1 protein-coding gene is annotated in these 2,065 nt (G+C 79.8%); it reads right to left on the bottom strand.

The window, feature by feature from the left end:
- Positions 1 to 2,065: acyltransferase domain-containing protein (locus tag ACTUAL_RS17175; protein WP_440900980.1), on the bottom strand; the 2,065-nt coding region annotated here is incomplete at both ends.

Below are 2,065 nucleotides of genomic sequence, written 5' to 3'. Positions count from 1 at the left end.
GGCGGTCCCGCCCGCCGCGACCGCGCCGGAGGTGACGCACCACAGCGGGGCCGTGACGCCCGCGTCGCCGAGCGCCTGGACGAGCGCGGCGGTGGCCAGGACCGCCCGGCTCGCCCCGGACTCGCCGTGCGGCTGGTCGTCCAGCGCGAGCAGCGACACCACACCGGCCCACTCGCCGCCGACCCGCGCGGCCAGCGCCTCCCGCCGCACCCCGCCGGGCCCGACGACCAGGGCGCGCACCCCGTCCGCCACGGCCCGGACCTGCCGCACCCACTCGTCGAACCCCGGCCCCGGCGGGCGCACCACCAGCCACTCCCCCGCCAACCGGGCCGCGCCACCGCTCCCGACCGGAACCCACTCGACGCGGTGCGGCGGGGCGAAGGGCGGCGGGGGCGCGGGGTCATCCGGCTGGGCGCAGGCGGGCGAGGGCGGGGCGGCGGTCGGCGAAACGCGGGCGGACAGGGACTCGGCGTGGTTCGCGGGCGCGGGCTCGTCCGACGAGGCGCGGTCCAGCGGAGCGCAGGCGGGCAGGGGCTCGGAGCCACCCGGCGAAACGCGGGCGGACAAGGGCTCGGCGTGGTTCGCGGGCGCGTCAGACGCGGCGGGCCCGCGGTGCTGGAACGCGTACGTGGGCAGCGGAACCGCGCGGCCGTCCGGGAGGGCCCGCGTCCAGTCGACCGCGACGCCGCTCACCCAGGCCCGCGCGACGGAGCGCAGGAACCGCTCGGCCCCGTCCTCGTCCCGGCGCAGCGAGCCGACCGCGGCGGCGCGCGCCCCGACCTCCTCGGCGCTCTCCCGCACCGGCCGCACCAGCACCGGGTGCGGGCTGATCTCGACGAACGCGTCGAACCCGTCGGCGAGCAGCGCCCGCGTGGCGTCGGCGAACCGCACCGGCGAGCTCAGGTTCCGGTACCAGTGCGCGGCGTCCAGGGGTTCCGCGCCGATCCGGCGGGCCTCGGTCGCGCAGTACAGCGGGATGGCCGGTTCGCGGGGCGCGAGGCCGCCCAGGAGCCGTTCCAGCTCGTCCCGCACGGGGGTGACGCGCGCGCAGTGCACCGCGTGGTCGACGGGCAGGCGGCGGGTGCGCACGCCCTCGGCGGCCAGCTCCGCGCACAACCGGTCGACGGCGTCGGCGTCCCCGGCGACGGTGGTGGAGCGCGGCCCGTCCACGGCGGTGACCACGATCCCGTCGTGCCCGAGCAGCTCGGCGGGCGGCAGCGCGATCGACGCCATGGCCCCGGCGCCCGCGAGCGGCAGCAGCGCCCGGCCCAGCAGCGCGCTGACCGCCGCCGCGTCCTCCAGCGAGAGCGCTCCCGCGACGCAGGCCGCCGCGATCTCGCCGAACGAGTGCCCCACCACCGCGAGGGGTTCGACGCCGTGCGCGCGCCACAGCTCGGCCAGCGACACCAGCACCGCGAACAGCACCGGCAGCCCGACGTCGACCCGCTCCGGCGGCGGCGCGGACGCGTCGCCGAGCAGCACGGAGGTCAGCGACCAGTCGACGTGCGGGGCCAGCGCCCACTCGCAGTCGTCGATCCTGGCGGCGAACACCGGGAAGTCCCGCAGCAGCCCGCGCGCCATCCCGGTCCAGTTCCCGTCCAGGCCGGGGAACACGAACACCACGCGCCCGCTGGTCGGCTCGCCGCCGCGCACGGCGTTCACGGGCCGCCCGCCACCGGCGAGCGCGTCGAGCGCGCGGGTGAACTCGGCGCGCTCCCGCGCGATCACCACGGCCCGCCGCGCCAGCCCGGTCCTGCGGGTCGCCAGCGACCAGCCGAGGTCGGCCACCCCGAGCCCTGGGTGCGCGGCCAGGTGCTCGCGCAACCGGCGTGCTTGTGCGGCGAGGGCTTCGTCGTCGTGCGCGGAGAGCACCCACGGGTGGGCGCGCGGCTTCCCGGCGCGCTGGGCGGGCAGCAGCACGGCGGGCGGGACGTGCTCGACGACGAGGTGCGCGTCGGCCCCGTCCGGCCCGTGGGCGGACACGGCGGCCCGGCGCGGCCGGTCGGCGCGGTCCGGCCACGGGACCGCGTCGGCGGCCGGGCGCACGGGCCCGGCGCCGGGGGTG

Source organism: Actinosynnema sp., from assembly GCF_052038725.1.
The sequence above is the reverse complement of the archived record's forward strand: the minus strand, read 5'-3'. Positions and strand labels throughout refer to the sequence as shown.